Here is a 26,657-nt window from a genome sequence, read left to right on the forward strand (position 1 = left end):
TACTACTATACAAATTAAAAATAACCCTTCATAACTCACTATGAAAGGTCACTCCGTATTTCAGCTATTTCCCTACTAACACAAACACATTCTCATCAGGTGCTTCCATTACTGCAACATGTCCTGATTCTGTTGGAAATGGTTCGCGAATCCATTTTACATCTTTATTATCTTTTAAACTTTCATAAGTTTGTTGCACATCTTCTACTAATACTTCGACTTCCGTAAAATTAATATCCGGATGATTGCTTATTACTAACTCCGAACTTTTCTCATCTGGAAACTTCAATCCTATTAACGTCCAAATAACCCCTTCTTCTAATTCTCTTTCTATCATCCAGTTTTGCTTTATTCCCATTTCTTTATAAAAAGAAACTGATCTTTCTATATCCTTCGTATGTATAGATACACATTCTAGTTTTTTGAACATTTTCCTATTTCCCCTTTATGAAAAAGCGAACCATCTCCCAATGATTCGCTCTTACCCTATTATTTTTTCTTCACCGGTATCCAAAGCTCTACTTGTGCAAACTCACTCTTATCTTCGTGGCAACGCTCATCGTATAATTCAAACTCTGTAACGCCGCAATGTTCATAGCCTGAATGCGGGAACCATTCTGAGAATACTGCATTCCAAGTTTGGTGAATAGACGATACCATTTCTTCATGAGGAACTTTCGGCGTTGTAAATACTGCATATGTTGCTGCCGGGAAAGTACGCTTCGCAATTTCATTTGGTACATTTTCAAAGTCTGTAACTTCCATTCCGATAATGTAAGTGAAGTCCCCTGTTTCTAAATTAAAATCAGTACATAATCCAAGCTCTACCCATTGGCTCGTATCTTTACGATTGGGAATTGTTGTCCCAAGATCTTTTTGTAAATATTCTTGCCAAAATACTGGAATGTCTTGATGGTTTTTCCCTTCTTTACTTGTCGTCTTCAATTCATAACCCGCCACTAAAAATTCTGGTTTATTTACAATACGATATTCCATTTGTATGCCCCCTAAATACGGATTTAATTTTCTTTGCTTTACATTCACTCTGTAATACATCGGTGTTTCGATTTCTTGTTTTCGATATTCACTCGGTGTCATTTGAAATAATTTTTTAAAGGCTCTCGTGAACGTTTCGTGAGATTGAAAGCCATGTTCAAACGCGATATCAATAACTTTTTCATCCGTATGAGAAAGTTGATAAGCTGCCCGGGCTAACCTCCTCTTTCGAACATACTCCATTACTGTATCACCTACTAATGCCTGAAATACACGGTGAAAATGCGACTCAGAAAAACCTGCAATGCGAGCTAAATTACGCAGCGTTTGTTTTTCCATTACATCTTCCTCAATATAATCAATTGACCTTTGAATTTGTGTTTCATAGCTTTCCATCTCTGTTCACCCGCCTTATATGTATTATGATAAAAGAGAACGCAATCCAATTCTTGACGTTTTTTACTATAATTCCATAAAAAATTGTAACTTTTTTATATGTATTTCGTTGTTATGTATGAAGGGAGGGAAATTAGTGAAACGCAAACAATCATTAGAAGACATTTATTCAGATCATATGCATGATTTATTTCGCTATCTTCTCTCCCTAACCGGAGATTCTCATTTTGCTGAAGATCTCATGCAGGAAACCTTTTACCGCATGCTCGTCCATATTGATTATTATAAAGGCGAAGAAATTAGGCCGTGGTTATTTACAATAGCCTACAACGCCTTTATCGATTGGTATCGAAAAGAAAAAAAATATAAAACAACTACAGTGGAAGAATTCCATTTACCAAACGTGCCAAGTACAAAACATGAATATTTCGTAAAATTTGAGATCGCTAGTTGGTTAGAAAGTTTATCTTCTCTTCCGCTCGAAAGACGAAATGTCCTACTACTACGAGATTACTACGGATTCTCGTATAAAGAAATAGCAGAAATGACCGGTCTCTCATTAGCGAAAGTGAAAATTGAATTACACCGCGGACGGAAAGAAGCGATAAACATAGAGGGGTGATACAGATGGGTTGTGCAGCATTTAATAAACTATGGGAGAAGTACGAAAACGGAACGCTCACGCATGATGAACAAGAACTGTTAGAAAATCATATCGAGACATGTGAAGAGTGTGAAGCTTACTTAGATGAGTTGCTTTTGAAGAATGCACCAATAAAGAAAAGACTACCACCACAAAATCTTACAGTCCCGTTTTGGAAAATAAAATGGAAACAACGTTGGCAAACTGTTAGTTTTGTCCTTGCGGTTTGTATAGCAATCTATTTTGCCGATCATTTTTCATCTTCTCTTTACTTCAATAATATGAAAAAGTTAGCTGAAGTAAATGAGATTCCAGCACTCGCACTAGAAGCAACAATTCCAAATATTCGTTCCACTGGAGGCAGTACAAAAATCAAACCCTTTTTCCATACAGAAAATGAAATGAATTTAGTTAAAACTGTCGGCAAAAAAGAAGTTCAATTCGGTACAGTAACAACGAAAAGCTTCTTATCGTCTGTAACTGTTACAAATAAATCTTGGGCAAACAAATTGAATTACTCTAAACTTTCCTTTGTTCATCCGAAAATAAAGCAAGGTGATCATTTGAAAGAACCATCTAAAAAAGTGTGGGATACACTTGCAAAAGTACATGAGGGAACCGTTGCAGAAGTAGCGATATCTTTTGACAAACTTTACACTTTACAAGAATTAGAATCTATTCTATATAGCACATTTGAAGCACAAGAAATGCCACCAACTCCTGTATGGTACGCTTTAGACACAGGACAAGAGAGAATAGATGAGGAAGATTTCATCCTACATGGCGGAGAGGTTATCGGATTTCCAGAACATATAAACCTCCCTGATAGTGAAGCAGAACGACCGAAGACAAAAGAAGATGAAGTAATCGAAATGATGCGCATTCTTTCTGAGCATAAAAAAACTGTAAGTAAAACTACTTGGACTCTTGAAAAAGAGCTGAACTTAGATAAACGTTATCAATATGTAAAGGATAACGGTGTAAAAGTATACGGAATTGTTATTACTGGCCCGTCGAAAGAGTTATTAAAATTACAAAACTCCCCGCACGTACGTTATGCGACTCTTGGAGATATTGAGATTTGGAATTGGTTTGATTATTAATAAAAAAGAAGTAGCGCTCTAAAAACGATGCGCTACTTCTTTTTAATTCGAAATCACTTTCACATACATCCCTCTCACCGCTTTTTCATAAGCGACCTCGCTCATCTGTTTTATTTTTTCCGATACGACAGACGATTGAACAACTTCACCTTCACGAAGTAACGGAGGATCAATAAGACGGACTTTATTTTTCTGATACAAATCGTAATCGTCTCTATCTTCTTTTACTTTTACATTCGGATGAACTTTTCTTAATAAAGCATGGACTTCTGAATCATTACATTGCTGCAATTTCGAAATAAGCTCCTCATCTTCAAGAAGAAAATCATCTGCATGAATAATCCTTTTATGAAGAGCTACCTTTAACATTTTCGCTAACATATCATTTCCGTAAATATTCATTGGTTTCATAAAGAAATCGATTACTTCTTTGTAATACGTTTCTGTAAACCACTCTGCCATTTCGATACTTTGAAGGACCATTTTCCCCTCTACTGCGATGACATCCTCTAAAAAACTATGGACTTCTTCTAAAGAAATATACCCATATGTATACATATCTCGTAACGTATAATCTACTCGATCTGCGCATAATTCGGGCGCTGACCTTTCTAGTAATGTCCACTTCGAATCATCTAATAAAATATCTTCATAGTTATAACCATGCTTCGCAAGGATCGCTGGAATTTCTGAGTTTTTCACAACAGAACTAAATATCTCTTCATGGTAACTTTCATCTTCATTATCAAAAACGTAATCAATCACGTGGGAAAAAGCAGTATGCGATACGTCATGCAGTAAACCAGCGATCTGTTCTTCTACTGAACCACCTAGTTTTTTAACTAATAACATAACACCAACTGAATGATCAAAGCGCGTTACATTCCATTTCTCGTTCATTAAGTAACTTGCGCCTGCTTGATGAATTCCCTTTAGTCTTTGCATAGGCTTACTTAAAATTAATTCTTCTAGCACTACATCCACTTCAAATTCTCCGTATAGTACATCTGATATGATCACTTACAATCCCCCTTTATTTTAATCGAGTCTTATAATCGTATCTCTTTTATGAAATTAGCACCAACATAAATATTTATTGTTATTTGTTTTTATTGAAAAAAATAGAGAGCCATCAGCTCTCTATTTCATAACCCCTATTCAAACGTAACTTCTACCTGCACAATCTCCGACCTACTACCAAGTCTAAGCGGGGGTCCCCAAAATCCAAATCCTGAAGAAACAATTGCGTGGAACGCGCCTTTTTGTGCGTATCCCCAGTCTAGCTCGTACATTCTTCTCGTTACAATATGATTGGGCGCCATTTGTCCGCGGTGCGTATGACCGGATAATAATAAATCTACACCTGCCGCTGCTGCTTGTTTCAACTCAAATGGCTGGTGATCCATTGCGATAACAGGCATCGATTTATCTACCGTACTCATTAATTGTTCAAAGCTTTGGCGATCTCGCTCTGTTTTATCTCTTCTTCCAACAAGATAAAAGTCATCTTTAATTGTAATCACTTCATCTAAAAGAATACGAATATCAATCTTATCCATCTCTTGTAAAAACTCTGGAACTGCTCTGCCGTAGTATTCATGGTTTCCTAATACGCCATATACGCCTAATGGTGCTTTCATTTGTTTCATGATTGGTCCCATATTCTTTTGAATGAACACACCTGGATGATCATCGATAATATCACCTGGCAGTAAAATAATATCAGGTTCCATCTCATTTACATGACGAACAAGTCTTTTTAAATGCGAAACACCAGACAGTTTACCGAAATGCATATCAGAAGCCATCGCAATGCGTAAACTTTTACGCCCCTCTACCTTTTTCGGTATGTGCACCTCGTACTTTCTTACTACCGGACTATACGCATTAAATACTCCATACGCAAAGATAAAGATAAATGCAACTATCACAGCCGCCCCTATCCAAATAATTGCCGCTTCTTTCTCTACTGAAAACTGTAAAAGAAAGACCATAATATCAGCTAATGGCAACAACATAAGCGCATATTGTATGACCGCAAACCAAATCGAACCTATCGTTCGCAGAAATGGCAAAAACTTAAACACTTGCACGAGAATGTACGCATATGAAATAAATGCGACTATGAAAGCATAATATCCCCAAGATTCCCAGCCAAATACCGCATGAAGCCAAACCCATCCGTTCCAGCCGATGTAAAACATAAGTAGTGTGTATATAATTAATATGGTAAATATATTAAGATAACGAAGATTCTTCACAGCCAGCCTCCTTATTGATTTCTTTTATTATAACTTGTTATGCACTTATAACGTAAATATTAAGCGCTTCAATCTTCAGAATAAGAACATTGATAAACATATTGCCTTAAAATTTTTAAGAACGGCTGTAATGGACATTTTTGAGTCTTAAGTGTTGGATGAAATTCTATTATCTTTATCCTTCAAAACTCATCTATGCAATTATGCATAACCATCCATTCCGTTTTATTTTCATGTTACGATATAAATGTAATACGACATATATCGACAAAGGTAAAAGGAAGTGATTGTATGAAACGTTCTAAAACCTACTTAAAATGTTTAGCATTATCCGCTGTTTTTGCTAGTAGTGCTGTAACTCTTTCAACACCTGCTACTTACGCTCAAACGACGTCACAAGTTGTAACAGATATCGGGCAAAATGCAAAAACACATACGAGCTATAATACATTTAATAATGATCAAGCTGATAATATGACAATGTCTTTAAAGGTAACTTTTATCGATGATCCAAGCGCTGATAAACAGATTGCCGTTATTAATACAACTGGTAGTTTTCTAAAAGCAAATCCTACTATAAGTGATGCACCTATTGATAACTACCCAATCCCTGGCGCTAGTGCAACATTACGTTATCCTTCACAATATGATGTTGCATTTAACCTTCAAGATAACAGCGCTCGTTTCTTTAACGTAGCGCCTACAAATGCTGTAGAAGAAACGACTGTAACATCTAGCGTATCTTATCAACTTGGTGGCTCTGTTAAAGCTTCTGTAACGCCTAATGGCCCTAGCGGTGAAGCTGGTGCAACTGGTCAAGTCACTTGGTCTGACTCTGTAAGCTATAAACAAACTAGTTATAAAACAAATTTAATTGACCAAACAAACAAAAACGTAAAGTGGAACGTATTCTTTAACGGATATAACAATCAAAACTGGGGTATTTACACACGTGACTCCTATCATTCTTTATATGGAAACCAACTTTTCATGTACTCTCGCACATACCTATATGAATCTGATGCAAAAGGTAATTTAATACCGATGGATCAACTTCCAGCATTAACAAATAGCGGTTTCTCTCCTGGTATGATTGCTGTTGTTATCTCTGAAAAAAATACAGATCAATCTAACTTACAAGTCGCTTATACAAAACACGCCGACGATTACCAACTTCGTCCAGGCTACACATTCGGAACTGCAAACTGGGTTGGAAACAACGTAAAAGACGTTGATCAAAAAACATTTAACAAATTATTCACACTAGATTGGAAGAATAAAAAATTGGTAGAGAAAAAATAAGTAAAAAAACGAAGGGACTATTTAGACTCTTCGTTTTTTACTTATTCATAATAAGATCCCGCGAGTAATACCGTCGCTATGAAATTCTATGATATATTTTTAGGCATCTCTTCACCTTTATTTTGAAAAGCACCATCACAATCATTTAGCCATGCTTCCAATGATTCTAACGTTATATTCTCCCACTCATCTTTATTTTCTTTAAAATCTTTTTGAAGATAAAACAGGAATTCTACTAGTTTTTCTTTTGAATCTACACCATTAGCTAACTCATAAATATCCATATTATTACTCCTTTCAAATACAAGTAAAATCCGCAATCTCTTCAACACAAAAACATTCTTTTTTATAAAATGCTATCTTGTTATTAAAGATAGATTTCTTCTTTCCAACTACTGGATTTAGATTGAACTACTATTAGATTTTCACTTTCCCATTTTAATGTACCCAAAAATCTTGCATACACCATTTCATTCCCTACCTCTTCCACCAATAATTGATCTCGAATCTTTAATCCCTTTTCATCATACACTTCACATCGTAGCTGGAAACCTTTAACACGATGAATTCCTTTTAATATGGCTATCTTCTTACGGCTTGGGCTTTTCTTAGGTGTCTTCCCAACTAAAAATATCCCTTCATAGTTTTGCTTCACAATCTCTTCTAAAGTCTCCTCTATATACCCTTTAACAATAGATGATGAAAGAGTAGAGTTTTCTTCAAGTCCAGGGACAACATATTGGCGTACTAATTTGCAAAACTCTTTGTATTTCTCTTCAACTGATTCCAGTGTTAAGAAATTCATAAAATCATAAGGAACCAGTATACTAATTTCACCCGATGCCCTATTCACTTTATATGAAACATCAGTGTGCTCCTTAGCTAAACAATAAACAGTAACTTTCTCAATTTCTTTTAATCCCATCTCAAACTCGCTAACTTTCTTTGCGAAAATCAACTCAAAAATCCTAATTTCATGTACAAGCAAATAATGTTTTTTAGGACGTTTTTTTTTCCAATCGTAAAACTTTACTTCAAGCAATATAATTCACTCCTTTAAATTTATCACCATGGCATCAGGGACCTATGATACCTTTTATTAATTTATTAAACTGTACTCCTTTTTCATTCTACCTTATCTATATTTTTAATATGCTTACTCACAACGCACGCGGTGACATAACAGCCATAAATACATCACTTCTCTCACCTGGTGCCATATACATTCCTTCTGCATCTAAATATTCAATGGAAAAGGCTGCTAGCTCATACGCCATTTCTTGATCGCATTCAAAAAGTGGATTTATAAAAACCTCACTTCCTGTAATCTTTTGTAAATCTTTCAAACAGTTAGACTTACTTCTTGTATAATCAGCCACATTCTCATTAGCCCAAGACCACATCCAACTGTTACTCTTTCCAGACCAGGACCCTATAAAAACAACACTAAATTCAAGTAACACTTGACCATTTTTTTTAAACTGTAATATACATTGATCTTGATCATACCAATACTCATCAAAGTTATCGATATTATAATCCGAAATGAATTTTTGCTGTTTACTTTCTAATTTGTCATAACACATAACAAAATAATTCTCGAATTGTTCATCCGTCATTGCCAATTATCACACACTCCCTTCCGTCAAGATTTCCGCTACAAACAATATATCTTATATCTTACTCTCTCAAAACCTATATAAAGTGAAACTTTAATTAGTCCTTACCAATCGGGCTTTTACCGGTATCCCCCCGCCCACATATCATATACGTTTCTATCACTAAGATATCTTAATATATACAAAGAAAGAAGAACTTATATAAGCCCTTCTTTCCATAAATAGTTTCTTTACTTCGTCTAATTTATTTTATCACGATAAATAAATTAGACATTACACAAATGCACCCCAACCATCTGTATATCCACCAAACTCTTCACCCAGTTTATTCAATTCCTTTTGCATCTCTACGATATCTTCATAAATTAAGAACATTTCTTTAGAACAAGTACATGTCCAATCTTCAAATTCTTCATTATGTACAATAAACTGATTAATCCTCTCTTGAACAAGTAAACTTAAATTATCAACATTACGATTATAATCATCAAATAAATCTGTTTCATAAATATCAGTTACATTACTAACACGATATATATTTGCATCTTCAATACGTTGAACCTTTTCGAATGTAAACTCCATAATACACCTTCTTTTCTCTCAAAGTTATATTTATTCCCATCCTATTCTCATTTAATAATATTAAGTTTATTATTCCTAATTGTTTTTATAAATCAATAATAATCTAATTCTCCTCATAGAGAATCCGCTTTTCACCTTATAATACGCTACTTGTAGAGTACGCATACCGTTCCCTTTTTCATATCTGTTTCGTATAACGGATTAATGTTGTCTCCATTAAAATCAAAATTCCGAATTATAGGCATTTAAATCCCTAGCTTCTTTAAAGTAATTTCTAAATTTATCATCAATATTTATATCGTTACTTAATAACAACATCAAACTGGAATCCCAACAAACAATTTCAAGTTTTGCTTGAGGGTGCTGGATATTTGGACTTGGTACCCAGAGTCCTTCGTTTCCATTTGCATAGGGCTCTACAAGCAAATTATTAATATCAATGTTTATAGATTTATCAAACGCAGATAGTACGCCCCAAATAAATTGAGGATTATATTTATTTACGATATTTGAAAGATCTTCACCTGCTATCCAAACTATTGGATGCGACATTTTAGGATAATCTCGGATAAGTTTCTCTTCCTGATGTGCGACAATCTCCATGTCTGTTATAAGCCAATTAAACTCTTTTTCCCTACCTTGAAATGAGTCAAAAACGGAAGCTAAAACTGTATGTTTAGATCCATATAAAATGAAGTTCATCCAATCCCTCCAATTAGTAACAATCGATAAATTAGCCTTCTTGAACTTATTATGTGTAGATGATTAAACAAATACCAATGAATACTGTTACCATACACAATATAATAGTTGTTGCAGTATCTAGCAAAATGCTTACGGCTAGGAAAATTATTGATTTAAGAGCAAAAGAAGGTCCTTTTTCTTTCCATTGCCGATAGATTTGTATCATTGCATAAATTAATGGAATCATACCACCTATAATCAGAATAATCCCTATTATTTTCCCCATGTTTCCCCTTCTTTTAAATATTCGAATCAATAAATATACTATATAATCATACGCCCTCAGAATATATCCTTATATTTTTGGAGTTATTCTACACATGCAAAACTCTCTAATCATAGCTACACTCGTATTAAGCGCATTGTTAAAAGTTATATAATCTTTCATTCTGTAATTAACGTAACTTTCCATCTGCTAAAAACTTTGCAATACAGCTTAACATTTTCTAGGGTATTAAATTTCCTAAGATATCAATTAGCTCTTCTAATGCTCTTCCCAAATCGTTTATATTGTCTCGTTCATCAAAATCTTTTTCCATTAATTCATCTACTATAATATCTCTCAATTTATTTTTTCAGTTTCTATCATACTTAAGTCTTCATAAACATTTAACCATAGTAAATGTTTATTTTGTGATTCTAATGTCTGTTTCAATAAAATCTGCATCTCTTTATTTAATTTAAACAACCTTATCTTCTCCTTTCCCAGTTTATTTTGAACCCTTAGCAAAAGTTGTAATTACTTTACCTTTTTTATTTAAAACTACTACAGCCTGTTTACTAGTAGATTTAGTTCTACCACCACTTTGTATAACTTTTTCGCCAGTTTTAACGGCATTTAAAATGGCCTTAGATGATACTCCTATACCATTACGACCAATTGATTGATTTATAGCATATTTAAGTATATTCAGTGATTTGACCTGCTACTGTTTTCTTATATTTGTACTTTAATGGCTGCTTTACAGCAAGCTTAGCTACTGGAACAAACCACGCTAAATGACCATCTGGATCTACTCTGCATACGTATATCCATTTTGCGTCACTGGATCAGGATTCACCGATAAGGACACACCATGGTCTGGATTGTAATAACGTGCAATCAGATAATACATGCCAATTTCTTTATCATACATGTATCCCGCATATCCAAATGGATTATCTGCTGCGATACCTTTTTCGTCACTCTTTAATGCGTTACCCTACGAATACATTGCTTTCACCTTGTTTTGTGATCGCTACAATTTGGTCATCTTCGTTCCATGTATACTTATATTTTCAATCAGATGTACGATTGCCATTCGCATCATAAGTTAAAGATTCGTTTCCGAATTGTATAAGTTTATTTCCCATAGCATCAGAAGTACACATAAGGTTTTCTGTTTATTTAAAATAAAAAAGTGTATCTCAAAATCAAACTATTTGTTTAGATTTTGAGATACACTGAATTTACTTTTCTTTTTCAAAAACAACAGCCAATAATTATCAAAGATATTCTGATTAATAAATTAATTTTATTAATCAAGAACGCCCTATATGGAGTAAAGGCTGTTATGATTATATATTAGACTTACTACTAAAATCGTTACCACCCTATAACGTCTCTTTTTCAGCAGAAATACCAATAAATGTATTTCCATCTCCATTTTACTAATTATCTTCCCCTTTTCTTTTATAAAATCCCACTGGCTATCCCAACACACATACATAGAAAACAGTCTGCAAGAACGATAAGTTGTGAGTAGTTTACTGACGAGAAGATTCATAATCAAATATAACACATGATAGTATTACCAAAAATACTACACCACCATATTGTATAGCAAGAGGAATACCATTTAAAACAGACCCTAATATGTTTGTAAATGTAACAATAAAAAGTAGTGTAAGTATCGTTAACATAAGTACGGCTGAAAATAAGTAACCTTGTTTGATACATTTAAAAATCCAGCCTATTCCAATACATATTAAAATTATACGTACTGGATACTTTAAAAGTATCGAAAATAAATTCTCTACACTATTAAAATTCATCATCATATTCACCAAGATAACTTTCTGAATTTTTTATTATTTTAGCGATAGTTTTTATATGCTTTTTTATACCCTTTGTATGCTGCCGAACCAAAAACATAAGCATCTTCTATTAATCCAAAGCCCCAAAATGCTTTGAGACCTACTTTTAAACCTGCTTTTCTAGCAGCTTTATTTACATATGCTTTGTTATAGACCGGCTTATTTTTATTTATATAATTCTGTTTACCTGTAGCATACCCATAAAAATACCCTGCGCCCAAAGCCAACCCTTTTCCAATACTCAGATAACTATCAACCCACGCTTTCCCACCAGCTTTTGCGCCAGCCTTTGTTGCATACCAAATACGTTTTGCTTTCTTTTTCCATGCTTTATGCCCATCCGGATCCACCATCATCACCGGATTATTATCACCATACGTATACCCATTCATTGTAACCGGATCATCTTCATCACCCGGATCTGGATCTACCGATAAGAACACACCATGGTCTGGGTTATAGTATCTCGCAATCAAGTAATACATACCAACTTCTTTATCATACATGTATCCCGCATATCCAAATGGATTGTCTGCTGCGATACCTTTTGCGTCACTTTTTAATACGTTACCCCATGCATCATATTCATACGTTGCTACAACTTCTCTATTTTGATCTGTCATCGCGACTACATCACCACGTGGGTTGTAGTGATAGTATAGCGTTTGCCCTTTTGATTTCATAGCTAAGCGTGTACCACTTGTGGAGTATACATATTGACGAAGAACATTTCCACTACTATCCGTCTCATATAACGGATTAATGCTATCGCCATCATAGAAGTAGCGTGTTACTTGACCATTCACACTCTTTTCAATACGACGATTATTTTCATCGTATTTATACGTTGCGAATGCATTGCTCTCACCTTGTTTTGTGATAGCTACAATTTGATCGTTTTCGTTCCACGTATACTTGTACTTTCCATCTGATGTACGATTACCATTTGCATCATACGTTAATGATTCATTTCCGAACTTTACAAGCTGATTTCCATCATTGAATGTTGCCGCTATAGACTTTGTTTCTTTTCCATTCTCTACAACTTTCACACTCGTACGATTTCCAAATCCATCATATGTGTAAGATTTAGTTGTTCCGTTTGGTAATGCTTCATTTAATAGTTGGTTAATCGGGTCATATACAAAGTTTGTTTCTGTTATTTTTCCGCCCGCACCTTCATGTTTAATCTTCGTACGGTTGCCTGCTTGGTCATATTCATATCGTTCAGATAGAAGATTACCACTCGATGTACCTACTACTAAGTCTTTTATTTTATTCGTATGGTCATAGTTAAACGTCGAACCTGAACCATTCCCAGCTGTATACGTACGAACATTTCCTTGATCGTCGTAATCAAATCGATACGTTTGAGAACCGTCTGTCACACGAATGTTTTGATCTAACGTATTGTAGTCATACGATACTTTATTTGTGTATCCACCTTGCGTTACTGTTTGTTCTTTTAGTTTTTCTGTCTTACTGTTTACTTTGTCGTGGTATGCCCAGTCAACTTTTCCGCCTCGGCTATCTGTTGCACTTGTAACGCGGTCAGCCTTATCGTATGTTTTTGTTCGTTCTACACCGTTGACATGGTCTTTCACTTTCGTAACTTGTCCATTTTGATCACGTTCAAATGTAAATGAATCTTTTCCGTTGCGCTTTTCACCAACGACGCGATCTGCTGTATCATATACAGATTCTAAAATAGAGCCGTTTGGCATTGTTGTTTTAATCTTGTTTGCATTTTCATCGTACATATTTTCAATACGACGGTTTAACGCATCGATATACACCGTGTTTTTATTATCTACATCATATTCATATTTGTGTGTCTGTGTCTTCCCGCCAAACATGACAGATTTCTCTGTTGTATTTCCATTATGATCATAACGATAATTTACAGAGGTACCATTTTTCAAAGTAACCTTCGTTAATAGATTATCTTTATTGTAATCATATAGTTTGGTATTTCCTTTTTCATCTGTCTCGCTCTTTTTACTTCCTGATGTATCATATGTGAAGGTGTTTTTCTGTCCTTCTTCATCATACGCAGCAACAACATTTCCATCGTTGTCGTACTCATTTTTTATAAGAGCGTTTCCTTCTAATAGGCGTATATCATCAAACCAAACTTTTCCTTTATTCTCTCTTCTAAAGAGCAGATAAACTTCCATACGTTTAATTGGTTTAGTGGCAGGGATTACAACCGCACTACGATTCCAATCATTTGTCCCACTTGGGAATTTCGCTTGGAAATTTTCCCCACTACCATCTTGATAATGTACATCCGTCCAAATAGAGTAATCTCGAGAGAGTTTGTCTGGTGCAGTATTTTCTACATTTACTGATTTAGACATTCCTGTTAGCGTAATTGGTTCTGCTTTTTTCTGATTTATAGTGATATGCTTGCCATATCCTACATCTGAACCACCATATTGGCTACGCTCTAATACAATAGATGAATGTCCCGTAAAGCTCTCTTGCTGAGAAACATCTTTCGGATCACAACTTGTTCCATCTCCTCGAATCCAACCTGGCATACAGCCATTTCCCGCCATATTTTCTAAACTACTATTTTCAATTGGGTTAAAGCTAGAAGAAACTTCACCTTTTTCTAGTTGAATCTTATCAAACCAGACAGAACCACTCGTTGCAGAACCGCCATTTTCTACTTGTAAATAGATTTGTACTTTTCTCGTTTGTTCTGTTGTTTTAAAAGTAACTTGACGATTAACCCAATCCCTCGTTCCTTGAACTTTATTGTGACGAGTATCATGCCATCCACCATCTACACCAGCACCGTTTTCATTTAATAACTGTACATTTCCAAATTTAAATAAAAGAAAAAGTAAAGTAAATATAATTTTAAAATTTAGAATATTTCGTGTGCAAAATCCGACAATTTAACAACATTTTCCTAAACATAATCACAGAATACTTTTTTTATTATATAATTGAAGTTTAAAGATAAATAAATCTATCATAAAAAAGAAAAGACGATTTCTTTTCTCATTAATGCTTGTAGTATCCCACCCCATTTAATGATTGATAAAATAAGACAAGGGCTTTTTTGGAATCATCGGTTAAACTTGCAATTTAGTTGAAGAAGGAACGTAACTGATGATGCAGAAAAACGTAGTATATAGAAGACTATGTAAGGAGTTTGTCATATGATTGATAACAGAATTTCGAAAGATTATGATCATGAAATAGATGATTCTTTAAAAGAAATTACAGATACAACCATCTTACTTAATTTTCAAAAAGCGATTGTAAGTTTATACCCTCATCTAATACCAATTCATGCTTTTGCCTATGACGCATGGGATGATATTGTAATGCCATTGTTTTATGAAATGGTATATAAAACTTTTGCTTTTAAATACGGGATAGATATTAACTTTAAAGAAACTCATACCTATATGTTTTCGCTTAATAGTTATAAAGGGATACATCACATCGAGTGTGTTCCAAAGTGCACGACATTTAAGATTTATATTAACGAAGAATGGATTGAAATGGATAATAAAAGTTTGAAAGAAAATGTATTTGTATTTAAGTCATTTGGGGATGGATTGTATTTTCTAACTGGTGGAATTGAAATTGAAGATGCTTATCGTGTAGGATTTGACCTTGTTGAGGTTGATATTGTTTCTACCATAACAGGTCTTCCATCTAAAACAAGTATTTTTATTGATAAAGAGCATGTAGACTTTGTGTTTGTCGCAGAAACATATGATACAAATATCCAAAATTAAAAATTTTATGTAAGAACGTAGGAAGAATATCTTCATTACTACTCGTATCAAATAGTTGTTTGAACACGCTCCGCTATTATATATACAAACTTCCGACTACATTTCATATGAGAAAAAGTTATTACGATAAACAAAGAAAAGGTCTCCTAAAATATCTTTTAGGAGACCTTTTCTTATTAATAGATTTTGTAATTTAAGAGTGAACACTCTTAAATCACAAAATCCTCCGGAATAAACACCTTCACTTCTTTCGGCTGTACGTATACAACATCACCCGCTTGAATGCTGAGATGCTTGAACTGTTCTTTACTTATTTCTGCTTCTAAGTACTCATCTGTTCCATCTCGTTTTAATTCTACATATACGACAGGTCCGACTGCGTGAAAATAAGATACTTTTGCCGGGATTGCATCTACGCTTTGTTTCGTACGAGAGATTGATAAGTCATGCGGCCTTACGTAGGCTATTCCGTCTACGTTGGAAACGTGCTTATGCTCTGGTGCTTCTAGTTCGACCGACCCTACATTTAGCTTTCCTTTATGAACGCGGCCGTGAAATAAATTTACATTTCCTAAAAAGTCATATACAAACGGACTTGCTGGGTTTTCATATACTTCTTCCGGTGTTCCCATTTGTTCAATGCAGCCTTCATTCATTACAACGATGCGGTCTGCAACGTCTAATGCTTCCTCCTGATCATGCGTTACGAATACGCTCGTAATTTGAAATTCGTCATGTAATTTCCGGAGCCATCTTCGTAATTCTTTTCTCACTTTTGCATCAAGTGCACCGAACGGTTCATCAAGTAATAAAATTTTCGGTTCGACTGCAAGTGCCCGGGCTAGTGCAATACGTTGACGTTGTCCACCAGATAATTGCGCTGGATAACGTTTAGCAAAGCCATCCATTTTTACGAGCTTTAATAATTCTGTTACCTTTTCTTCTATCGCTTCTGCTGACGGTCTTAAGCTTTTCTTTCTTACTTTTAAACCGAAAGCGACATTCTCAAATACATTCATATGTTTAAAGAGCGCATAGTGCTGAAAGACGAAACCGACTTGCCTGTTTTTCACGTGAATGTCTGTTAGATCTTCCCCATCAAATGAAACAGAGCCTCCATCCGCTTCTTCTAATCCTGCAATAATGCGTAATAACGTCGTTTTCCCAGAACCTGACGGGCCTAATAAGGCAACAAGTTCACCTTTTGGAATATCCAAATGAATGTCTGTTAGTGCTTGAAATGTACCATATTGCTTTGATACACCTTGAATTTGAATACTCACCGTAATCCCCCTCTTATTGTCGTTTTTCCATTCGCCATTCAATCCAGTTTTTTATAACGAGTGTAAACACTGCAATTAATGACATTAACGTCGCTACTGCAAATGCTGCTGAAAATTGATATTCATTGTACAAAATTTCAATATGAAGCGGCATCGTATTCGTAATACCGCGCACGTGACCTGATACGACAGAAACGGCTCCAAACTCACCGATAGCACGGGCATTACATAGAATCATGCCGTATAAAAGACCCCATTTTATATTTGGAAGCGTAACGCGCCAAAACATTTTCCAGCCACTTGCGCCAAGTGATAAAGCTGCCTCTTCTTCACTTTTCCCTTGCGCCTGCATAATCGGAATTAATTCACGTGCAACGAACGGGAGGGTTACAAAGATTGTTGCGATAATAATGCCTGGTACAGAGAAAATGAGTTTCACTCCATGTTCAAGTAGCCATTCGCCAAGAGCACCCCTCGGTGTGAAAAGTAAAACGAATACTAATCCTGCGATAACTGGTGACACAGCAAACGGCAGTTCAATAAGAGAGAGTAATACTTGTTTTCCTTTAAACTGAAACTTTGTAATAAGCCATGCGGCCGCTACCCCAAATATCGTATTAAGCGGCACAACGATTAACGCAACGAGAAGCGTTAATCTAATTGCTGAAAATGCTTCTTGATCTGTAATAGCGGCAATGTATACATCCATCCCTCTTTCAAAGGCTTTTAGAAAAATAGTTATGAGTGGCAGTAATAGAAAGAGAGATAAAAATAAAACTGTAATCGTAATTAATATGCCTGGTACAAGCTTAGATTCTTTTTTAGCTGATACGCTTTTTACTATTTTCTTTTCTAATAATGTTGGTTCCATTTTCTCTCCTCCTATTCATTTTTTAGTTCATGCCTTCTACTCCAGCTTTGAATCATATTAATAAGAAGAAGGAAAAGGAGAGAAATAATAAGCATCACGGTCGCTACAGCTGTTGCCCCCGCGTAATCATATTGTTCTAGTTTCGTCATAATCATCAGTGGTGCAATTTCTGTTTTCATCGGCATATTACCTGCGATGAAAACGACAGATCCGTATTCTCCTAATGCTCTTGCAAATGCAAGTGAAAAACCGGCAAGAAGAGCGGGAAAGATCTCTGGTAAAATGATTTTCACAAATATTTGCAAGCGGGATGCACCTAAACTCGAAGCCGCCTCTTCTACTTCTTTATCAATATTTTGCAGCACTGGTTGCACCATTCGAACGACAAATGGTAAACCGATAAAAGTAAGCGCAACGATAATTCCGAGTGGTGTAAAAGCTACTTTTATATGAAACAGACTAAATATTTTCCCAATCCATCCATTTTCCGCATAAAGCGTTGTAAGTGTAATACCAGCTACAGCTGTCGGAAGTGCAAACGGTAAATCAATAAGTCCATCTAATAGTCGTTTCCCTGGAAATTTGTAGCGTACGAGCACCCAAGCTATTAATAAACCGAAAATGGCATTTACAATAGCAGCTGCAAATGAAGTTGTAAAACTAACTTGATAGGAATGCAACACACGCTCGTTCGTTATAACCCCAGCGAACTTCTTCCAACCTAACTGTGAAGTTTGAATAAATACGATAGAAAGTGGTATAAGTACGAATAAACTCATGTACAACATTGTAAATCCAAGCGATAATCTAAACCCTGGTAAAACACGCTTCTTCCTCATCCTCTTTCACCTCATCCCCCTTTAGCAGTGCATTATTTTTGATAAATTTTATCGAATACGCCGCCGTCATTAAAGTGTTTTTCTTGTGCTTTTTTCCAACCACCAAATAGTTCATCTACTGTAAATAATTGAACTTTCGGAAATTGGGATGCATATTTTTCTGCTACTTTTTCATTACGCGGACGATAAAAGTTTTTCGCCGCAATTTCCTGTCCTTTTTCTGAGTACAAATATTCAAGATACCCTTCTGCTACTTTTTTCGTTCCTTTTTTATCAACGACTTTATCTACAACCGCTACTGGTGGTTCTGCAAGTACACTAATAGAAGGGGTTACAATTTCAAATTTATCTTTTCCAAGCTCTTTTTGAGATAATAACGCTTCATTTTCCCATGCGATTAATACGTCACCAATTCCTTTTTCAACAAATGTTGTCGTTGCTCCGCGCGCTCCTGAATCTAATACTTCTACGTTTTTATAAATTTGGCTAACAAACTCTTTCGCCTTATCTTCACTATTATTATATTTTTTCAATGCGTATCCCCACGCCGCTAAATAGTTCCAACGTGCTCCGCCTGATGTTTTTGGATTTGGTGTAATGACAGACACACCTTTTTTCGTTAAATCATCCCAGTCTTTAATTCCTTTCGGGTTTCCCTTTCGAACAAGAAATACAATTGTTGACGTGTATGGAGTGGAATTATTCGCAAGTCGCTTCTGCCAATCTTCTGCTAATTGTTTTTTCTTGCTAATGGCATCAATATCATAAGCAAGTGCTAGTGTAACAACGTCTGCTTCTAAGCCATCAATAACAGAGCGCGCTTGACTTCCAGATCCCCCATGTGATTGTTTTACATTTACTGTTTGCCCATGCTTCTCTTTCCAATACTTCGCAAAATCTTTATTAAAATCTTGATATAACTCCCTCGTTGGATCATAAGAAACATTTAAAAGCTCAACTGTTTTTTTATCTCCACTTCCTTCAGAATTACTAGTGGATGTTGCCGAACCACACCCTGATAAAAGTACAACTGCTGATAATAAAACACCTGTACTTTTCATAAACGCTGTCTTACCCCACTTTTTCATCGTTAAGCCCCCTTAGTTTATACAATAGAAAAAGGCACACAATGTATTCACAAATGTGAACATTGTGCGCCTTCAGTTTATCTGATTAGCTTCTAATGTATTGTATTCGATTTCTTTTCATTTTAATTCTGTAATTCATATGTGTCAACTTGGAATTTGGATTTTCTTACTAAACTAAAATATTGGCATACTTCGAGCCCAATGATTTTTCAAATCAGCAAATTCTTTTGGTAACTTACTATTTCCATTCCATTCTAATTTATATGCATTTACTAACACCGTAGCCATTGATTCACGGTTCATTACTCCATTTTGATTAAAATTACCGTTCTTATCATTTTCAGAGTTCATCCATAATTTCACAAATAAGATATTGCACTCGCCGTAAGCGTTAATCCCTTCTGTTCTATGTATATCTCCTCCTTGTTGGTCATATGAAGCTTTAAATATATGGCACCACAGCTTAATCAATGCACAAAAAAATGAGGCAACCACCTTCAAAGATGGTTGCCTCATTTTTACACTTGCATCGCTTTCTCTCTCAATGCTCTTCTTAACAACTTACCAGTCGTATTCTTCGGTAATTCTATTAAAAACTCAATGCTTTTCGGCACTTTATATTTCGCTAAATGTAACGTACAGTAATGCATTAGTTCTTCTTCTGTTACGTTCGTTTGTTTCAGAACGACGTAAGCTCGCACTGCTTCTCCTAAGTTTTCATCAGGAACACCGATTACAACAACTTCCGCTACTGATTCGTGCGTATATAATACTTCTTCTACTTCACGAGGGTATACGTTATAACCGCCAACTAAGACGATATCTTTTTTACGATCAACGATATAGAAGTAACCTTCTTCATCCATTTTCGCTAAGTCACCTGTATATAGCCAGCCGTCTTTCAATGTCGCAGCTGTATCTTCTGGTGCATTATAGTATCCTTTCATAACGTTAGGTCCGCGAACGATTAATTCGCCGACTGCGCCGACAGGTACTTCTTCCCCAAGTTCATTTACAATTTTATTTTCTACATGCCAAATATTTGTGCCAATTGATCCTGGTTTACGAGGACGATCTAGCGGGTTGAAACAAGTAACTGGTGATGCCTCTGATAAACCGTATCCTTCTGAAACAATAACGTTAAAACGTTTTTCAAAGTTTTGCAGAAGAGCAACAGGCATCGATGCGCCACCAGAAATACAAAGGCGAAGCGTCTTCACATCCTCTGCGCTTGCTTCTTCAAATAAATATAAATAATTGTACATCGTCGGTACGCCAGCAAAGATCGTTGGTTCGTACGTACGACAAATACGGAATACTTCTTTCGGACTAAATTTCGGTAACATTAAAATCGTTGCCCCGTTCACAATCGGTGCATTTACCGCAACTGTTAAACAGAACACATGGAACATTGGCAGTGCCGCAACGACGCGATCGTCAGCAGTAAATTGTAAATAAGACGCAACATCATTCGCATTACTATATAAATTTTTATGTGTTAACATAGCGCCTTTTGGTTTTCCAGTTGTACCTGAAGTGTATAGGATAACCGCTACATCTTCTTCATCTAGTTCAGGGCCTTCGTATTGTAAGTCTCCAGCCCCCACAAAACTAGTAAACGTTTTCATTTTTTCGGTTTCTGTATGGTTAAAATCTGATGAGGTTTCGCATATGATGATGTTTTCTAATGAAGGAAGTCTTGTTGTAAGAGATTGTATAACAGGTAGAAGGACGTCGAGTACGATGATTGTTTTTACATCTCCATTTTGTAAAATATAATGCATTTCGTCTGCTGTATAAATTGGATTAACTGGAATAACAGTTGCTCCGGCTTTCATTGTTCCGTATAAACCGATCAAAAAATGTGGTGAGTTCCCAACAACTAATGCGACATTGTCCCCTTTTCCAATGCCCATTTCTGCTAAATTGCTAGAAAACCTTGTGACCATTTTGTTTAATTGGTCATATGAGACCGACTGATCCATAAATATATAAGCCAGTTTATCCCCCTTCTTTTTTGCCGTTTCAGCCAAAGATTGAACGAGATTCACAAAAACCCCACCTTTATAAAATTTAGAATATTTAAAAATTCTAAATTAATTATATTAAAAGAAAATTAAAGTGGCAAGTGATATTCTATTAACTGCATATAGACAGATCACCTTCTCTTGGTTTACTTTGGAAAGATAAGGGAATTTTGTTCGCAAGTAATTTATGAAACTAGACCAGAAATCATTTTAGGATAATATGCATTCATCTTTTCTCTAAGTTTATTAAGTTCCTCTTTATTTAAGTTCGTATACTCTCCATACAAATTCAAAACGTCCGCTCCATTTTCATGAAAATACACGGTAACATATAACGTCGGTAACCCTTTATTGTTTTCATCTATTGATAAGACGACATCTGGCGTTTTATTAACAGTGCTGAATGTTTCATTTCTTTTCCATTCCTTATTTTGAAACCTGTCCTGTATATCCTGTATCTTTCGTTTGTTATCTGTATGCGTAAAATATATAACATTATCCCGCGCTGGCTTTCCGATAGATAAAAGGGTACGACTTGAGGAAGTTTCACTGTTACACGCTGCAATCCCAATGACGAATCCGAGCAATATTACAATGTGTATGACCCTTTTCATATCGATCCGCCTCCTTTTCATATATATATTCCTTTATAAGAGGCAGATGTCCTGTAAGTATACATTTTGTGGTAAATGGAATTATATCGACAAAACTATAAAAAGAAAGAGGCTGCCTTTATGGCAGCCTCCCTCATTTTTAGAAGAATAGATGTAAGAAATCTTCTGTTGTAATGTTACCGAAGTAGCGTGCGATATCTACGCCTTCTAAAGCTGCAGTGAATGCATCTTTATCGAACTGAACGCCTGTTAGACGCTCTTCAATATCATGAACATCTAGTGAACCGAAGAAGTCGCCGTAAATTTTACATTCTGTTACTGTTCCTTTTTTCACTTCAAGACGAACATCAACTTGTCCAACTGGGAAGCGGTGTGAATGTTGTAAGTTGAACTTCGGTGATTTTCCGTAGTTCCAATCCCAATTTTGGTAACGTTCTTCAGAAAGTTTGTGGATCTCTTTCCAATCATTTTCTGTTAATTCGTACGTTGGGATTTCTGTTTCTCCTTCGAAAATTGTTTCTAGAAGAAGTTGTCTGAACTCTTCTGTCGTCATTTCTTCGTTTAGGAACTCTGTAATGTTCGCAACGCGGCTACGGATTGATTTAATACCTTTTGATTGAATCTTATCCATTTTTACTTTTAACGCTGATACGACGTGATCGATTTCAGAGTCAAATAGTAACGTACCGTGGCTGAACATACGACCTTTCGTTGAGAACTGCGCGTTACCTGAAATTTTTCTACCTTCAGCTAAAATGTCGTTACGACCACTTAGTTCTGCATTTACACCTAATTTACTAAGCGCTTTCGTTACAGGCTCTGTGAATTTTTTGAAGTTGCTGAAACTGTCTCCATCATCTTTCGTAATAAAACTGAAGTTTAAGTTTCCTAAATCATGATATACTGCGCCTCCGCCTGATAGACGACGAACGACATGAATACCTTTTTCTTTTACGTAATCTGCATTAATTTCTTCTACTGTGTTTTGATTTTTACCAATGATAATCGAAGGCTCATTAATGTAGAACAGTAAATATGTTTCGTTAATATCTAAATTCTTCACACAATATTCTTCGATCGCTAAGTTTATTCTAGGATCTGTAATTCCTTTATTATCAATAAATAACATCGTATCACCTCATGAGTTCCATACGTAGCCACTATGCGCTAGCGTAATATGGCCACTGAAAATTTGTTTTGCTTCTGTTACTAAATCAGATGGGTTGCCTGTATGCGGTAAGTGCGTTAATAAAAGTTCTTTTACATTCGCATCTTTTGCAATACTTGCTACTTCTGTACTATTCATATGCCCTGCTTTTGCAGCCTCTTGATGTGCATACATATTACACTCACAAATGAAAAGATCAGCATCTTTTGTGAATGGAATGAATTCAGGAATATAACTTGAATCAGCGCTGTATACTACAGCATCATCTCCAGCTGTAATACGCATCGCAAAGCATGTAACAGGATGAACAGTTTTTAAGAACGAAATCGAGAACGGTCCAACTTGAAGTGTTTCTTCTGGATTGTACGCGATTCCTTTCGTATGTCGTTCATGTGTTAAAGAATGGAATCCATTCTCGTCAAACGTATGACCGTATATTGGTAATTCCGGTAGTTGCCTTGTTGTCGCACTCGTAATTAATCTCGCATATTGCAATACCCCAATGTCCGCAACATGATCGTGATGATAGTGTGACAGTACAACTGCATCTATATCAGATGGTGTTATATATTTTTGAAGCTGTGCTAGTACACCACTACCACAGTCTACAAGTAAACGAAAACCATCGTGTTCAAACAAATACCCCGACGTTGCTTCTCCCGCTTCTGGAAAGCCGCCCCAAAAGCCGACAACAGTCATTTTCATATGTATCCATCCTTTCTAAAACCGAGTAGGAATGCAGTTTTTCTCCGTACTTGAGAAAGTTTTTTACTTACATCCTACATTGTTAACTATAATCCATTTCCTAAACTTTTTCATTAATTTTCAATTTTGTTATAAAACAGTTGTTGACTTTTATTTTTTGTACTAATACAATGATAGTAAGAAATGGAAATGGAGGGATTGACATGATCGATCAACCAATGGAGTTTTTCAGAAATTTACCGACGAAAACTTGTGCGCACTGTGGGAAAGAAATTGATGAGCAACACGAAGCATACCATAACAAATGTGACGATTGCGTTCACGAAGAATAATAGTTTGTGAACATAAAAAAACCTAGCAGACATAGTCTACTAGGCTAATAACATCTTATCCTTCATCGTTGAACCTTTCACCAAGAGCTCCAGTTCAAACTCATACAATTCTTTTTTTCGATAATTTTTCGTATGGATTTTATCCATCATCAGGTCGACAACTTTTCGGGCCATTTCATCAATTGGCTGTTCAATTGTCGTAATACCTGGTTCTGTAATCTGCGATAATATTTGATTATCAAAACCGATAACAGCGAGATCATCTGGAATGCTCCAGTTATGGTGCTTCGCCTCTGAGATAATTCCAGCTGCTACCTCATCGCCTCCTGCCAAAATCGCGGTAGGATTTTTTTTGTCCTTTAATACTTCATGGAATATTCGTTTTCCATCTTCCCAAGAGAAAGCGTTTTCAAGAAAATCAATCGCTTCTACTTGGCGGCTCTTCTCAGTTATTGCACGTAAAAAGCCCATTTTTCGCTGCTGGCTAACTAATTTGGTTTCGTTACCACGGCAAAAAATAAGGTTGCGATATCCTTGATCTAACACATGCTTCGCAGCTATGTATGCTCCTTGCGCATGATCAAACTTCACTGTTGGAATATTTGCTTCCTCAATATATTCATTACATAACACGATTGGACCGTGCTGTAAGTATGGCTCTACATCTTCCCACGGATTTTCTAGTGAACATAGAATAATCCCATCTACTTGCTTCGTAGATAATAATTGTAAATACTCCATCTCTTTTTCCGGTAAATATCTTGTTTGACAAATAATCAGTTTATATTTATGTTCAGAAGCAGCAATCTCGATTGCTTCAATAAATCTACTGAAGAAAGGATTTGTAATCCTTGGAACTAGCACCGCAATTGTTTCCGTTTTTTGTTTACGAAGCCTTCTCGCCGCAGAATTAGGAACGAAGCCTAAATGCTTCATTGCTAATTGAACCCTTTTTTTCTTCTCATCTGAAACATATGGATGATTATTAATCACCCTAGAAACCGTTGTCCTTGATAACCCCGCTAATTTCGCCACGTCCTCTATAGTCGACACGAAATTCTCCCCCTTTGCATGAAAACGTTTTCTTAAATTGATTATATAGTATATTATTGGAAACTGCAATATCGGTTGTTATGATTTTACTATATTAATATTATACATAGGAAAAAGTCTGTTAATGCAGGGGCAATATACTGCTTTTAGAAATTTACGTTATGTACATTCCTTTTCTTAATACCATATATTCTTTATTTAATATAAAAGCCCATCAATACATCATCTCCATATGATCCATCTTCATATTTAATTTGCTTTCGTTGTCTTCCTTCTTCTACAAAACCCATACGTTTGTACACTTTAATTGCCCGATCATTAACAGAAACTACACCTAAGCAAATCTTCTCTAAACCCTTCTGCCCTTTAGCCCAACTAATAAGAAATTCAATTAATTTCGTGCCGATGCCTTGATTACAATACGCCTCTTTAATCCCCATTCCCATTGTGCCTGCGTGTTGTAACCGTTCTAGTTCATATCGGTTGAAAATTAAAAAGCCAACTACCTTCCCATCTACTTCATACACGATATAAAGATTTCCTTTCTCATTGCTTTTCCGTATCTTTTCTCTTTCTGCATTCATATCATTCGGTAACTTCTTCGGGGATACTATGAAAAACTTTGTAGTATTTTCCGATAATATAATTTCTTTTCTAATGTTCATTATTGCTTCTGCATCAGCCTCTTTTGCTAATCGTATCATTGAATCACCTCGTACTTTTTCTTTTAAAAAATAATATTAAAACTATAAAACGTCCAATATGCAATATTGCATATTGAGAATCTTTTTACTCTTGATACAATATTCATACATCAAAATAAAAGGAATGTATGCAATGAATCCAATCTTAACAGCTGCAAAACAACTATTACATAAAGAAGAAAAGATTTTATCTACTTTAAAATGTTCACTTACTGGCTATATGATTACGCATAAAGTCCCGTATCCTGGCATGTTACTTGCTACTAATAGAAGACTTCTCTTTTTTAGCCAATATAAAAACACATTCATTGCCGAATTTGATTATAAAAAAATTCTATCCATAGAAACGAAGAGAAGAATCTTTGACAAAAAAATAATATTTTACTATGAAGATGAATATATAACGCTTGGATACATTACAAGTTCGAATGTTGAAGCGTTCATAGACTTACTACAAAGAAACAGCAAGACTAGCACAGGCTTATAATCA

General features: G+C 35.5%; 28 protein-coding genes and 3 pseudogenes. 7 read left to right on the forward strand and 24 right to left on the reverse strand.

Annotation, left to right across the window (positions count from 1 at the left end; all coding sequences use genetic code 11):
• Positions 1–64: 64 nt before the first annotated feature.
• Both H6481_RS16680 and H6481_RS16685 read right to left on the reverse strand, forming a co-directional pair.
• The gene (locus tag H6481_RS16680) at positions 65–430 is read right to left on the reverse strand and encodes a VOC family protein (RefSeq protein ID WP_182812401.1); all 366 of its coding nucleotides are present in this window, start codon (positions 428–430) and stop codon (positions 65–67) included.
• 59 nt (positions 431–489) lie between these two features.
• The gene (locus H6481_RS16685) at positions 490–1,392 is read right to left on the reverse strand and encodes an AraC family transcriptional regulator (RefSeq protein ID WP_000446842.1); all 903 of its coding nucleotides are present in this window, start codon (positions 1,390–1,392) and stop codon (positions 490–492) included.
• A 118-nt stretch (positions 1,393–1,510) separates the two neighbouring features.
• Between H6481_RS16685 and H6481_RS16690 the strand changes: the two genes are divergently transcribed.
• Together H6481_RS16690 and H6481_RS16695 are read left to right on the forward strand one after the other, a co-directional pair.
• Complete coding sequence (locus H6481_RS16690) at positions 1,511–2,014, forward strand: RNA polymerase sigma factor (RefSeq protein WP_182812404.1); 504 nt, start codon at positions 1,511–1,513, stop codon at positions 2,012–2,014.
• A 5-nt stretch (positions 2,015–2,019) separates the two neighbouring features.
• Positions 2,020–3,138, forward strand: a complete 1,119-nt coding sequence (locus H6481_RS16695; protein WP_182812407.1) for an anti-sigma factor — start codon at positions 2,020–2,022, stop codon at positions 3,136–3,138.
• 42 nt (positions 3,139–3,180) lie between these two features.
• Here the strand turns inward: H6481_RS16695 and H6481_RS16700 are convergent, their stop codons facing one another.
• A complete protein-coding gene (locus tag H6481_RS16700; protein WP_097961928.1) occupies positions 3,181–4,158 on the reverse strand; it encodes an HD domain-containing protein in 978 nt (325 codons plus the stop codon).
• Between the two features lie 134 nt (positions 4,159–4,292).
• On the reverse strand, positions 4,293–5,399 hold the full coding sequence (locus H6481_RS16705) for a metallophosphoesterase (protein ID WP_071731581.1): 1,107 nt from the start codon (positions 5,397–5,399) through the stop codon (positions 4,293–4,295).
• Positions 5,400–5,433: 34 nt separating this feature from the next.
• Between H6481_RS16705 and H6481_RS29125 the strand changes: the two are divergent.
• Together H6481_RS29125 and cytK2 are read left to right on the forward strand one after the other, a co-directional pair.
• Positions 5,434–5,547, forward strand: a pseudogene (locus tag H6481_RS29125) (TetR family transcriptional regulator); the annotation flags it as partial.
• Between the two features lie 143 nt (positions 5,548–5,690).
• On the forward strand, positions 5,691–6,701 hold the full coding sequence (gene cytK2, locus H6481_RS16715) for a beta-channel forming cytolysin CytK2 (RefSeq protein WP_000830633.1): 1,011 nt from the start codon (positions 5,691–5,693) through the stop codon (positions 6,699–6,701).
• Positions 6,702–6,787: 86 nt separating this feature from the next.
• Here the strand turns inward: cytK2 and H6481_RS16720 are convergent, their stop codons facing one another.
• The 9 genes and pseudogenes from H6481_RS16720 to H6481_RS16760 all read right to left on the reverse strand — a co-directional run bounded on the left by H6481_RS16720 (position 6,788) and on the right by H6481_RS16760 (position 13,899).
• Positions 6,788–6,985, reverse strand: a complete 198-nt coding sequence (locus tag H6481_RS16720) for a hypothetical protein (RefSeq protein ID WP_069355186.1) — start codon at positions 6,983–6,985, stop codon at positions 6,788–6,790.
• 83 nt (positions 6,986–7,068) lie between these two features.
• Positions 7,069–7,743 (reverse strand): hypothetical protein, encoded by a 675-nt coding sequence (locus H6481_RS16725; RefSeq protein WP_000895165.1) that lies wholly within the window; start codon positions 7,741–7,743, stop codon positions 7,069–7,071.
• Positions 7,744–7,861: 118 nt separating this feature from the next.
• On the reverse strand, positions 7,862–8,326 hold the full coding sequence (locus tag H6481_RS16730; RefSeq protein ID WP_098852321.1) for a DUF6882 domain-containing protein: 465 nt from the start codon (positions 8,324–8,326) through the stop codon (positions 7,862–7,864).
• A 267-nt stretch (positions 8,327–8,593) separates the two neighbouring features.
• Positions 8,594–8,902 carry a ribonuclease E inhibitor RraB gene (locus H6481_RS28850; RefSeq protein WP_050842816.1) on the reverse strand — a complete coding sequence of 103 codons (309 nt, stop codon included), beginning with the start codon at positions 8,900–8,902 and terminating at the stop codon, positions 8,594–8,596.
• A gap of 222 nt (positions 8,903–9,124) precedes the next feature.
• On the reverse strand, positions 9,125–9,604 hold the full coding sequence (locus H6481_RS16745; RefSeq protein WP_016082555.1) for a hypothetical protein: 480 nt from the start codon (positions 9,602–9,604) through the stop codon (positions 9,125–9,127).
• A 49-nt stretch (positions 9,605–9,653) separates the two neighbouring features.
• Positions 9,654–9,872, reverse strand: coding sequence for a hypothetical protein (locus tag H6481_RS16750; protein ID WP_043936595.1), 219 nt, complete (start codon positions 9,870–9,872; stop codon positions 9,654–9,656).
• 220 nt (positions 9,873–10,092) lie between these two features.
• Positions 10,093–10,334: pseudogene (locus tag H6481_RS29130) on the reverse strand (hypothetical protein).
• A 296-nt stretch (positions 10,335–10,630) separates the two neighbouring features.
• Positions 10,631–11,029, reverse strand: a pseudogene (locus H6481_RS16755) (RHS repeat-associated core domain-containing protein); the annotation flags it as partial.
• A 692-nt stretch (positions 11,030–11,721) separates the two neighbouring features.
• The gene (locus tag H6481_RS16760) at positions 11,722–13,899 is read right to left on the reverse strand and encodes an RHS repeat-associated core domain-containing protein (protein WP_259347372.1); all 2,178 of its coding nucleotides are present in this window, start codon (positions 13,897–13,899) and stop codon (positions 11,722–11,724) included.
• 996 nt (positions 13,900–14,895) lie between these two features.
• Here H6481_RS16760 and H6481_RS16765 point away from each other — a divergent pair.
• Positions 14,896–15,483, forward strand: a complete 588-nt coding sequence (locus tag H6481_RS16765; RefSeq protein WP_097987112.1) for a hypothetical protein — start codon at positions 14,896–14,898, stop codon at positions 15,481–15,483.
• Positions 15,484–15,692: 209 nt separating this feature from the next.
• Here H6481_RS16765 and H6481_RS16770 read toward each other — a convergent pair whose 3' ends face one another.
• The 9 genes from H6481_RS16770 to H6481_RS16810 form a co-directional block, all read right to left on the reverse strand.
• Positions 15,693–16,766, reverse strand: coding sequence for a sulfate/molybdate ABC transporter ATP-binding protein (locus H6481_RS16770; protein ID WP_063546756.1), 1,074 nt, complete (start codon positions 16,764–16,766; stop codon positions 15,693–15,695).
• A gap of 13 nt (positions 16,767–16,779) precedes the next feature.
• Positions 16,780–17,637, reverse strand: coding sequence for a sulfate ABC transporter permease subunit CysW (cysW, locus tag H6481_RS16775; RefSeq protein ID WP_071731579.1), 858 nt, complete (start codon positions 17,635–17,637; stop codon positions 16,780–16,782).
• Positions 17,638–17,648: 11 nt separating this feature from the next.
• A complete protein-coding gene (gene cysT, locus H6481_RS16780) occupies positions 17,649–18,476 on the reverse strand; it encodes a sulfate ABC transporter permease subunit CysT (RefSeq protein ID WP_182812410.1) in 828 nt (275 codons plus the stop codon).
• Positions 18,477–18,508: 32 nt separating this feature from the next.
• Positions 18,509–19,564 (reverse strand): sulfate ABC transporter substrate-binding protein, encoded by a 1,056-nt coding sequence (locus H6481_RS16785; protein WP_000758702.1) that lies wholly within the window; start codon positions 19,562–19,564, stop codon positions 18,509–18,511.
• 174 nt (positions 19,565–19,738) lie between these two features.
• Positions 19,739–19,915 carry a hypothetical protein gene (locus H6481_RS29135; protein WP_002195255.1) on the reverse strand — a complete coding sequence of 59 codons (177 nt, stop codon included), beginning with the start codon at positions 19,913–19,915 and terminating at the stop codon, positions 19,739–19,741.
• A 167-nt stretch (positions 19,916–20,082) separates the two neighbouring features.
• Positions 20,083–21,615, reverse strand: coding sequence for a fatty acid--CoA ligase family protein (locus H6481_RS16795; RefSeq protein WP_182812413.1), 1,533 nt, complete (start codon positions 21,613–21,615; stop codon positions 20,083–20,085).
• 161 nt (positions 21,616–21,776) lie between these two features.
• Positions 21,777–22,205 (reverse strand): hypothetical protein, encoded by a 429-nt coding sequence (locus H6481_RS16800; RefSeq protein WP_000832166.1) that lies wholly within the window; start codon positions 22,203–22,205, stop codon positions 21,777–21,779.
• A 139-nt stretch (positions 22,206–22,344) separates the two neighbouring features.
• Positions 22,345–23,334, reverse strand: coding sequence for a lipoate--protein ligase (locus tag H6481_RS16805; RefSeq protein WP_000897285.1), 990 nt, complete (start codon positions 23,332–23,334; stop codon positions 22,345–22,347).
• Between the two features lie 9 nt (positions 23,335–23,343).
• Positions 23,344–24,078, reverse strand: coding sequence for an MBL fold metallo-hydrolase (locus H6481_RS16810; RefSeq protein ID WP_182812416.1), 735 nt, complete (start codon positions 24,076–24,078; stop codon positions 23,344–23,346).
• A 203-nt stretch (positions 24,079–24,281) separates the two neighbouring features.
• Here H6481_RS16810 and yhfH point away from each other — a divergent pair, with 203 nt between their 5' ends.
• The gene (yhfH, locus tag H6481_RS16815; RefSeq protein ID WP_000567010.1) at positions 24,282–24,410 is read left to right on the forward strand and encodes a protein YhfH; all 129 of its coding nucleotides are present in this window, start codon (positions 24,282–24,284) and stop codon (positions 24,408–24,410) included.
• A gap of 39 nt (positions 24,411–24,449) precedes the next feature.
• Here yhfH and H6481_RS16820 read toward each other — a convergent pair whose 3' ends face one another.
• A complete protein-coding gene (locus tag H6481_RS16820; protein WP_000103709.1) occupies positions 24,450–25,463 on the reverse strand; it encodes a LacI family DNA-binding transcriptional regulator in 1,014 nt (337 codons plus the stop codon).
• A 194-nt stretch (positions 25,464–25,657) separates the two neighbouring features.
• The gene (locus H6481_RS16825) at positions 25,658–26,167 is read right to left on the reverse strand and encodes a GNAT family N-acetyltransferase (RefSeq protein ID WP_000620019.1); all 510 of its coding nucleotides are present in this window, start codon (positions 26,165–26,167) and stop codon (positions 25,658–25,660) included.
• A 133-nt stretch (positions 26,168–26,300) separates the two neighbouring features.
• Here H6481_RS16825 and H6481_RS16830 point away from each other — a divergent pair, with 133 nt between their 5' ends.
• Positions 26,301–26,654 carry a PH domain-containing protein gene (locus tag H6481_RS16830; protein WP_182812419.1) on the forward strand — a complete coding sequence of 118 codons (354 nt, stop codon included), beginning with the start codon at positions 26,301–26,303 and terminating at the stop codon, positions 26,652–26,654.
• The last annotated feature ends 3 nt before the right edge of the window (positions 26,655–26,657 follow it).

This window comes from Bacillus sp. ME78 (assembly GCF_903970865.1).
Taxonomy (GTDB): domain Bacteria; phylum Bacillota; class Bacilli; order Bacillales; family Bacillaceae_G; genus Bacillus_A; species Bacillus_A cereus.

Excerpts from the sequence above, each read along its gene's own strand:
- H6481_RS16680 (WP_182812401.1), bottom strand. The coding sequence starts at position 430 with ATGTTCAAAAAACTAGAATGTGTATCTATACATACGAAGGATATAGAA.
- H6481_RS16685 (WP_000446842.1), bottom strand. The coding sequence starts at position 1,392 with ATGGAAAGCTATGAAACACAAATTCAAAGGTCAATTGATTATATTGAG.
- H6481_RS16690 (WP_182812404.1), top strand. The coding sequence starts at position 1,511 with ATGAAGGGAGGGAAATTAGTGAAACGCAAACAATCATTAGAAGACATT.
- H6481_RS16695 (WP_182812407.1), top strand. The coding sequence starts at position 2,020 with ATGGGTTGTGCAGCATTTAATAAACTATGGGAGAAGTACGAAAACGGA.
- cytK2 (WP_000830633.1), top strand. The coding sequence starts at position 5,691 with ATGAAACGTTCTAAAACCTACTTAAAATGTTTAGCATTATCCGCTGTT.
- H6481_RS16720 (WP_069355186.1), bottom strand. The coding sequence starts at position 6,985 with ATGGATATTTATGAGTTAGCTAATGGTGTAGATTCAAAAGAAAAACTA.
- H6481_RS28850 (WP_050842816.1), bottom strand. The coding sequence starts at position 8,902 with ATGGAGTTTACATTCGAAAAGGTTCAACGTATTGAAGATGCAAATATA.
- H6481_RS16745 (WP_016082555.1), bottom strand. The coding sequence starts at position 9,604 with ATGAACTTCATTTTATATGGATCTAAACATACAGTTTTAGCTTCCGTT.
- H6481_RS16750 (WP_043936595.1), bottom strand. The coding sequence starts at position 9,872 with ATGGGGAAAATAATAGGGATTATTCTGATTATAGGTGGTATGATTCCA.
- H6481_RS16760 (WP_259347372.1), bottom strand. The coding sequence starts at position 13,899 with ATGGAAGTTTATCTGCTCTTTAGAAGAGAGAATAAAGGAAAAGTTTGG.
- H6481_RS16765 (WP_097987112.1), top strand. The coding sequence starts at position 14,896 with ATGATTGATAACAGAATTTCGAAAGATTATGATCATGAAATAGATGAT.
- cysW (WP_071731579.1), bottom strand. The coding sequence starts at position 17,637 with ATGGAACCAACATTATTAGAAAAGAAAATAGTAAAAAGCGTATCAGCT.
- cysT (WP_182812410.1), bottom strand. The coding sequence starts at position 18,476 with ATGAGGAAGAAGCGTGTTTTACCAGGGTTTAGATTATCGCTTGGATTT.
- H6481_RS16785 (WP_000758702.1), bottom strand. The coding sequence starts at position 19,564 with ATGAAAAAGTGGGGTAAGACAGCGTTTATGAAAAGTACAGGTGTTTTA.
- H6481_RS29135 (WP_002195255.1), bottom strand. The coding sequence starts at position 19,915 with ATGAACTCTGAAAATGATAAGAACGGTAATTTTAATCAAAATGGAGTA.
- H6481_RS16800 (WP_000832166.1), bottom strand. The coding sequence starts at position 22,205 with ATGAAAAGGGTCATACACATTGTAATATTGCTCGGATTCGTCATTGGG.
- H6481_RS16805 (WP_000897285.1), bottom strand. The coding sequence starts at position 23,334 with ATGTTATTTATTGATAATAAAGGAATTACAGATCCTAGAATAAACTTA.
- H6481_RS16810 (WP_182812416.1), bottom strand. The coding sequence starts at position 24,078 with ATGAAAATGACTGTTGTCGGCTTTTGGGGCGGCTTTCCAGAAGCGGGA.
- yhfH (WP_000567010.1), top strand. The coding sequence starts at position 24,282 with ATGATCGATCAACCAATGGAGTTTTTCAGAAATTTACCGACGAAAACT.
- H6481_RS16825 (WP_000620019.1), bottom strand. The coding sequence starts at position 26,167 with ATGATACGATTAGCAAAAGAGGCTGATGCAGAAGCAATAATGAACATT.
- H6481_RS16830 (WP_182812419.1), top strand. The coding sequence starts at position 26,301 with ATGAATCCAATCTTAACAGCTGCAAAACAACTATTACATAAAGAAGAA.